Raw genomic sequence first — 8,578 nt, forward strand, 5'->3', positions numbered from 1 at the left:
CAATTATTGAGAGTCATGAATCAAAAGAGGCGACATCTATCCTGACACAGCGGGCCCCCGATTTTCGGTTATCAATAAATTTCCAGCGATCTTGGGTGAACTCGTTTCTAAATCTGTATTCCGCGAAAGGCTCGTCCGGTTCATTGGAGCCTGTAGTGAGTGCAGCATCAAGGACAGTGATTTCGGTCGTGGTCAGCTCATCGAGCTTTTTAAATTCAGAAGTATATTGCCTCTCCAGTTCCATCAGCCGGTTTCGGATCTGTCGGTCCCGCAGGGTACGGTTTCGAAAATTTACAAGTGTTTTAAATTCAGTGCTTACTGTGTTCTCAACCTCCCGCTCCTTGAGCGCCCTCGCTATATTTTCGGGTAGCAGTGCCTCAAGCTGTTGTTCAAGCGCCCGACGCAGTTTCGGCTGCTGACATTCATCCTGCTCTGCCAAAAGGACAATCCGCCCTTCTGCCGTCATGCCAAGAGTGCTCAGTAGCTCATTGCCGGAGTTGTTCTTCAGGAAGCGCTCTATTGTTCGTGTCGCTTCTTCAAACGTTGCAGCGTGTGCTACCGTTGATGGCCCTGCATCAGCTTCTGCGGACAATTTAAGCAATTTAGCTTCACTTTTGTTATGTACAGTGACATTTTTACCCATAATGACACCAATGGGTTCTTTCTCTGTTTTAGTTCGATTATGTAGCGGCGACAATGAAATAACACTGTTATTACTGTTATTTATTCCATCCATATCTCATTACTCAAAAGTTTGTATTTATCTTTAATTAGAAATTGTATTCAAAATTAACGTTTGAAATCATAAATGATTTCATAATGAAAATTAATAACAGGTTGTTAAGTGCCACTAACAAAATTTCTGTCTTTAAGGACATACAACATGGCATCACTCAATGCTACAAGTCTGGAAGACATTGTCGGCAAAGTGGCCTGATTTGCCAACAATATAAAAGGCTCGAGTGGAGCAGACCTTATTTTCAGGTTGCTTAGCCAATCACAACCGTTATTTCGTGCCTGCAATCCACTCTCGTTCAGCTGCCCAAATATTGGATCAGATTGGCAATCAAAAGTAACAGTGCAATCAACTGCCAGGTAAGCACCGGGTTTCTTTCTATCAGGGGCTGGAACCTGCGGCTTTGGAATGAACGGTTGGGTTGCTTCAGATCCTGAAAAAATTCAGACAGTGCGGGATATCGTTTCGCCGGGTCAGCAGCCACTGCTTTTGCCAGAGCTGAATCAATCCATGCAGGAATGGCTGAGTCAGACAGGTTGGCAGGGCGGTATTGCATATGCTGGTAATGCCTGACCCTGATACTGCTGCCTGAATGTTCCGCGTAGGGCAGTTTGCCGGTCAGTAATTCGTAGGTTATCACGCCAATGGCAAACTGATCCGCTCTTTCGTCGATGACACCATCCAGAAAGTATTCCGGTGCCGTATAGTTTTTGGTGCCCTGCGGTAAATCACTCTGATGAGCCTGCCGGTTTTCCAAATCCCCTGCGACTCGCGCCGATCCAAAATCAATCAGTTTTAGACGACCTTTCTGATCAAACATCAGATTTTCCGGCTTCAGATCCTGATGCAGAATCTGAAGTCTGTGCAATCCCCGAATAGCTGTGATCATCTGTGCAACTATATCCCTGACCTGGGTCAGAGACGGTTTGGGATTCTCCTGCATCCAGTTGCGCAGGGTCTGTCCCTTTATGTATTCACAGGTATGGTAAAGGAACTTCCGACCGGGTCTTGGGGCCATGATTTCCATAATAGAAGGATGTTTTACCCTGCGGCCAATCCACTCTTCACGCATGAAACCTTCGAGGTAATCAGGGTCATCCTCATAGTTGATGGAAGGGGTTTTGATGACCACATGGTTGGCATCGGCTGGCTCAGACAAAGTGTCTTCTGCAAGATAAAGCTGGCTGCGTTTGCTGGCGTGAAGTTCTTCGAGAATGTGATAGCCGTCGAGTATCTGACCAGGGTAGAGATCCGGTGGCAATCTGAGTTGAGAAAGCCTTTCCAGGTTCTCACAGGCATCTCCGGATGGTACTTCATCAATGCGACCGATAACACAGGTCAGGTTGTCATTGCTGCCATTTTTTAATGCCAGATCTATCAGATGTTGTGCAACTTCATTCAGTGATCTCTGCTGGTAAAAGCACTCTTTGATGGTATTCTGTGAAAGAAAATCATGAATACCATCGGTAGTCAGCAGTAATATATCTCCGGCATCCAATGCTTCTGATTTGTAATCCACTTCGACATCAAGTGTCATGCCCAGTGCCTTGGCCAGATACTGTCGTCCACCCAGGGTGGCGGTATGATCCCGGGTCAGACATTCCAGCTCATTATTTCTCATGCGCCACGCTCTGGAGTCCCCGGTATGCACCAGATGCAATGTAGCTGACTTCAGAATCATGGCAGTAAGGGTGGTACACCAGCTGCCTTTATCCCTGGGGTCCGTTCGACCCTGCTGGTAAAGCCAGCGGTTTAATGAACTGAGAATTCGTGCGGCACAATGACGGGCTGTCCAGGAATCCGGGGTGCTGTAATAATCAGAGGTAAAGCTGGAAATAGCGGTCTGACTGGCCCGGCGGGCTTCACTGCAAGCGCTGACGCCATCGGCCAGAGCCAGAATGGCGCCTTTGTCACTCATCACTTGGGTGTTTGCTGGCATCTCCGCCACCCAGGCGTCCTGATTTTCTTCCTTGATGCCGGCACTGCTGGCACCGGCTGTGGTCATTTTTAATGGCTTCATTTTCTTCTTTTCTGTTTTCCGGCACTAAGAAAACCATTGGCGGCAGATGCTGTCAAATGCAATGACATAACAGGAAAATGCCGCGAGTTTATATCAATATTGCCCTACATGGTTTCTCGAAAGGTTTCTTTCTGATAGCGCAGCAGGGGTGACAGGAAATACTCTAATAAACGACGTTGGCTAACGACGACGTCAGCGGTTACTACCATCCCCGGCTGTAGTCTGATCCTGAGATCATCCACCTGGAACCAATCTTTTTCCAGATCAATATAGATTTGGAAAACCCAACCCTTTTGTTCATCGTTAATAGCGTCACCAGATATTCTACGGACATGACCGTCAAGATAGCCATAGCGGGTATAGGGGAAGGTTTCGACTTTCACCTGCACGCTCTGTCCGGTCTTAACCCAGCGAATGTCTTTATTGAGAACAGTGGCCTCAACGATCAGAGGTATATTTGTGGGCACAATCACCATGACAGGCTGACCCGGCTGAACCACATCACCAGAGGAGTGAGCCTGGATTTGTTGGACAATGCCGTCGATGGGAGCTATTAATATCTGATTTTCTTCTCGCTGGTTCGCCTTCTGTCCCGTCTTGGCTGCACGATCCAGTTGTTCGATCGCTCCCAGATACTCCTTGACATGGTTCGAGATAAAGGATTCACGCTTTTGTTGTCGCTCGGCCAGTAAAGACTGGTATCGGGCTTCATGCTCTTTATGGCGCAACACCATGACTTTTAGTTGCTGGGTGGTGTCGATCTGTTTTTCCCTTCTTGTCAGCCAGTCCACTTCGGACATCATTTTTTTCTCATAGAGGCCCTGTGTGATGGTAGCCAGCTTGTCATGGATAGGGTGCAAAAGCCGAAGGCGCTGAATTTCTTCGGCATCAACCAGCAGTGTTGTGGATAGCTCATCAATGGTTTTTGCTATTGCTTTATCAGCCGAAAGAAAGGCATCCAGTTCACTGGTCAGGGTGTTGTTTTCTGTTGACCATCGCTGTTCGTCAGGGGGAACTTCAAAGACCAGCTGCTGAAGGGTTGCCTCCTGTTCCAGGTTGACCGAAACCGGTTGGTTGAGGTTTGGAGTATTGACCAGACTGAGCAGGGTTTTCTCTCTCAGGGCAGACAGCTGGGCACTGGTAATTTCCCGGGTGGTTTGCAGGGTATTATTTTCTGAGTCAGTTGGGTTGGGGATCAGCTCAATCAGTTTGTCACCTTTTTTTACCCGACTCCCCTCACTGACAAAGATGGTGCTGACTCTGGCCACCTGTATGGGGCTGATTTTTTTTGAATACCCGTCGGGAATAACACGCCCTTCCGTTTCTACGACGACATCAATACTGCCAAACCATGCCCAGACCAGGGCAATCACCAATAACAGGCAGATACCAACTGTTAAGACGTGTTTGAGGGGTGAAGCGGGGGTCTCCAGAATTTCTACCGCAGCGGGCAGGAACTCGTTTTCTTCCCTGGAATGAAAAGCAGAGACGATACGCTTGAGCCGTTTAATCATCTTGATTACCTGACTGGATGTTCCACAATCGGGTGTAGTAGCCGTTCATTTCGATCAGGCTGTGGTGAGTGCCATCTTCAGTAATCCTGCCATCTCTCATTACGATAATTCGATCACAATGTCTGATGGTTGAAAGCCGGTGGGCGATTGTGATCACTGTTCGGTCTTCGGAAATGGCGTCCATATTTTGTTGCAGCACGTGCTCGGACTCGTAGTCCAGTGCTGAGGTTGCTTCATCAAAAATAAGAATTTTCGGATTGCTGATCAGTGCCCTGGCAATGGCGATCCGTTGCCTTTGGCCACCGGACAGCCCAGTACCCCGCTCGCCCAGCTCGGTGTCGTAGCCCCGGGCCAGGCGGGTGATGAATTCATGGGCACCTGCCAGTTTGGCTGCTTCAATCACAGCTTCCATAGGCAGCAGAGGGTCTGTGTGGGCAATGTTTTCCCGGATGGTACCGTTGAACAGAGTGTTTTCCTGAAGCACAACGCTGATTTGTCGCCGCAGCCAGGAGGGGTCAAGAAGGGCAATGTCGTTGTCGTCAATCAACACCTTCCCGGTGTTTGGCACATAGAGACGCAGCAACAGTTTTGCCAGCGTCGACTTACCGGAACCGGACTCTCCTACAATGCCGATGGTTTGTCCGGCAGGAATCATCAGACTGATGTCGCTCAGGGTGTTCTGCAGTTCGCAGCTGTAACTGAAATTGACCCGTTCCATCTGTATATGGCCCTGAAGTGCCGCTATGGGTGGTTTATCCAGACTTTGCTGTGGCTCCTGGGGCGTGTTCAGAACATCACCCAGGCGGGCAATGGATATCCGGAATTGCTGAAACTCCTGCCAGAGCTGGGAAAGTCTCAGGATAGGCTGGGCTACCTGGCCTGAAAGCATGTTGAAGGCAATCAGCTCACCAATAGTCAGACTGCCGCTGATGACCTCTTTGGCGCCAATCCACAACAGTGCTACGGTGACAATTTTGTTAATCAGCTCTACCAGGTGGCTGCCCACCGTGCCCAACACACTGCTGTTGAAACTGGCTTTGGCATAGCTCGACAGATAACGCTCCCAGCGGGACTGCATTCTTGGCTCAACAGCGGTTGACTTCAGGGTTTCCATGCCGGTAACTGCTTCCGTCAGGAAGGCCTGGTTAATGGCACTGCGCTCAAACCGTTCTTTGGCGCGGTTGTGCAGGCCGGGGCTGATCAGTACGGAAAGCAGAATGTAAAATGGGATGGAAGCCAGTACGACCCAGGTGAGCGTCGACGAATAGAAGTACATGGCGATAAACAAAACAATGGTGAAAAAAGATCCAGCACCAGAGTCATGGCATTGTTGGTAAGAAACTCCCGAATGTTTTCCAGCTCCCGAACCCGAGCCACCACCTGACCCACAGGCCGGGCACTGAAATAGGCAATAGGTATTTTTAACAAGTGTTCGAACAGGCGGCTGCCAAGTTCCACATCCACGCGGCAACTGGTGTGGGAAAACAGATACATCCTCAACGTTCCCAGGGTCACTTCAAATAACGACATGACCAGCAGAGCGATGGCAATAACATTCAGGGTGGAGATGGCCTGATGCACCAGCACGGTATCCATAACCACCTGAAAACAGATTGGGGTAATCAGGGCGAACAGTTGCAGGAAAAACGAGGCAAGAACCACTTCGCCCAATACCCGGCGGTATTTGATCACCACCGGAATAAACCAGCTGATGCCAAAGCGTTTCATGGTGTGACTCAAATCAAACCGTCTGGTCATCCAGAGAGCGCTGCCATCCCAGTTTTTCCAGAGTTCATCCAGTTTCAGAATACACGGCTGCTGACCATAAAGTTGTACCATGACAGTCTGTTTCTCCGGATCGAAACTGGCAATGATAAAAAACTGCTGATCTTTTCCCTGGGCAATGAAGGGGAGAGGGGCTTTATGAAGGTTGTTTTTAACTGTAACCTTCCGGGCTTTCATGCCAAGGCGCCGGGATACCCTGACCAGTTCCCGTAAGTCGATACTGACATCTTTACCGGATAGCTCATGAATCAGCGAGCTGATGTCGACATTCTTTTCGTGGAATTTCAGCAGGAGAGCAAGTGCGGCAGCTGCTGATTTGATGTTGGATTCATACATCGCTCTACTGTGCGTCCCCCGTCGTATGATATTTCTTCGTTTAAAGTATTATTCCCACATCTGGCTTTCGCTCAGATTATTGTGGAGAGATTGTTGCGAAGCGGTAAGTTTAGATCATCCATAACCCGTTACAGCTCTTTCTTGATCGATGCAAGTTCCGGCAGTGGTTCCTGAAGGGGCTCGCAAGAAGTATGGTTTTGGGTAAGCGTCCGGAAGCCCAACCATCCGGCTCATATTCACATTGGAAGAAGATGAAATTTGACATGTCCTATCAGGTGGCCCTATATAAATCCCTAGTGAAAAAAAGTACCAGCGGGTAAAGTCTTCCGGTTTTTCTGTTTTCTCTCGTGGTCACGATAATCTGGAAAACGGTTCAAAGTATGAAAACCAGTGCAGTCAGGCTTTGACACCATACAGCCAGTCGCCATTCCCACATAGGTGGGTTCATTTTTGTGATAGCCGCCTTTCAGGGAGTGATGATGCCTCCTGCTTTCTGTATGCTGCGTGTGCTTTTACGCTCAGCTGTGCTGGGGTTTTGGAGAAAAGCCATGAGCATCGAGAAGTGCTGGGCTATTGCGGGTCTGCTTGTTCCATTGACAGCAGGCTGTCTGCAGGTGCAAGCTCATACGACGTATGACGTTAAACAGTCAGCAGCAAAAGTGAATGTTCGATTGGAGCATGTGATTACTGTAGATCCGAACCGGATGCCGGAAATTATTACACCAGTCCCTACATCCGTGAGCAGTGTCCTGCCACAATCAACCCCCATCCCCACAAACGGCTCTGCCCCGGCAGTGAGTTACTGCAAGCCTTACATTGCTGGGAGTGTTTCATGGAACAGGAACGGTATCCTGGCTTTGGGAATCACTGCCGGTCAGGGCAAAAGCGGGTGTCCAACTTCAGGAGCCATACAAATTTTTAGTGTGAGTTTCGTGACAGAGCCGAGGCTCCGGCGAACCCTTCATACAGCAAATAATCCGGTGAAGAGCATCGACTTCAGCCACAGCGGCCAGCTGGCAGCCGTGGAGGGTGATCAAGAGGTCAGGATTTATGATGACCAGTCGTTCGCACATCTGGAAACCCTGTCCAATTCAACAAAGCCGATACAGACTCTTGTCTACAGCCACGACGGCACTCTTCTTGCCTTCGGGGGTGGGGTGATTCAAGGTAGTACTGTTAAGGGTGAGGTCATGGTTTATAGAGTGAAGGATCCGATCACCCACCTTTACACCCTCGACGATAAGTCAAACGGAGCAAGTGTTCTTGCCTTCAACAAAGACAGCACCCAGCTGGCAATCGCGGGGATTACCACACGAGCCTCGGTTTATAACACGACGAGTTCCGACCTCTTGCAAAGCGTGTTTTTTCCGGCAGAAATACGTGGCATTGACTACAGTGACGATGATGACCAGCTGGTAATCGTGGGAGCTAATGAATTCGTCAGGGTTTTTAGCATGAAAGCCGGAAGTGGCTCCAGGTACACTCTCGATTACCTCTTGCCCGTGGGAGACGGTGTAACCAGAGTTGCCTATAATCGCGGCGGCACTGAATTTGCCGTTGGGGTGTTTGACGGGACGGTCAGAATTTTTGATACGAACGACCTGTCCGCTTCTCCGCAAATCCTACCCTATGTTAGCAGAGCTAAGGTGTTGGACCTTGCCTTCAGTCCCGACGGCACTAAGCTGGCAGTCAGCTGGAATGATGGCAAGGTCAGTATTTATCGGGTCAGTAAAAAAGCCACTGTAGAAAATGATGCAAATTATTTGACTCCTGCAAGCCTTCCTTTAGCTATGTTATTCGCAGCTTTTCTTGGAGGGGTGCTATTGCCAAGATAAGCAACAGTTGTTCTGACCGGGACGCCTGACTCAAAACTGAAAGCTTGCCTCAAAGCCCGGGGGTTGTCATCCCTGACCTACCATAGTCAAAGGCTTCGGAGTTGTCAGGTTCTGTCCCACTCTCTGGGTTGCCGATGGCATAAACGACGGACTCTCGCCACTGCGATGGCCTGACAGGGCACTGAGGTCCTGCACCAGACGCTGGTAGTGTCGGTTCAGCTCTGTGTCGTTCAGGCTTGCCACCTCTTGCTGCTTATTCTTCGCTGTATCCGTGTCAGCGTCGTCTTTCCCGCCTCCGGCCAGGCTGCTCAGGTAATGTACCAGCCGTTGCCCTCTGCGAATGATCCTGTTC

7 protein-coding genes are annotated in these 8,578 nt (G+C 49.5%); 1 reads left to right on the forward strand and 6 read right to left on the reverse strand.

The genetic code is table 11. The features are described from left to right. Positions 1-13 precede the first annotated feature (13 nt). The 5 genes from KDK18_RS02415 to KDK18_RS02435 all read right to left on the reverse strand — a co-directional run bounded on the left by KDK18_RS02415 (position 14) and on the right by KDK18_RS02435 (position 6,391). Positions 14-736 carry a hypothetical protein gene (locus KDK18_RS02415; protein ID WP_257252938.1) on the reverse strand — a complete coding sequence of 241 codons (723 nt, stop codon included), beginning with the start codon at positions 734-736 and terminating at the stop codon, positions 14-16. 298 nt (positions 737-1,034) lie between these two features. Next, positions 1,035-2,756 (reverse strand): bifunctional protein-serine/threonine kinase/phosphatase, encoded by a 1,722-nt coding sequence (locus KDK18_RS02420; protein ID WP_257252939.1) that lies wholly within the window; start codon positions 2,754-2,756, stop codon positions 1,035-1,037. Positions 2,757-2,860: 104 nt separating this feature from the next. Beyond that, the gene (locus KDK18_RS02425; RefSeq protein ID WP_257252940.1) at positions 2,861-4,270 is read right to left on the reverse strand and encodes an HlyD family type I secretion periplasmic adaptor subunit; all 1,410 of its coding nucleotides are present in this window, start codon (positions 4,268-4,270) and stop codon (positions 2,861-2,863) included. Beyond that, on the reverse strand, positions 4,263-5,558 hold the full coding sequence (locus KDK18_RS02430) for an ATP-binding cassette domain-containing protein (RefSeq protein WP_257252941.1): 1,296 nt from the start codon (positions 5,556-5,558) through the stop codon (positions 4,263-4,265). Before KDK18_RS02430 ends, KDK18_RS02425 begins: the two co-directional genes overlap by 8 nt. Continuing rightward, positions 5,471-6,391 carry an ABC transporter transmembrane domain-containing protein gene (locus KDK18_RS02435; protein WP_257252942.1) on the reverse strand — a complete coding sequence of 307 codons (921 nt, stop codon included), beginning with the start codon at positions 6,389-6,391 and terminating at the stop codon, positions 5,471-5,473. The genes KDK18_RS02430 and KDK18_RS02435 overlap by 88 nt, the downstream gene beginning before the upstream one ends. A 548-nt stretch (positions 6,392-6,939) precedes the next feature. On the opposite strand from KDK18_RS02435, the gene KDK18_RS02440 reads away from it, so the two are divergent. Further along, a complete protein-coding gene (locus KDK18_RS02440; protein WP_257252943.1) occupies positions 6,940-8,226 on the forward strand; it encodes a WD40 repeat domain-containing protein in 1,287 nt (428 codons plus the stop codon). A gap of 66 nt (positions 8,227-8,292) precedes the next feature. Here KDK18_RS02440 and KDK18_RS02445 read toward each other — a convergent pair. Next, positions 8,293-8,578, reverse strand: a 286-nt coding sequence (locus tag KDK18_RS02445; RefSeq protein ID WP_257252944.1) for a hypothetical protein, incomplete at its 5' end; no start/stop codon positions are given.

The organism is Endozoicomonas sp. SESOKO3 (genome assembly GCF_024606255.1).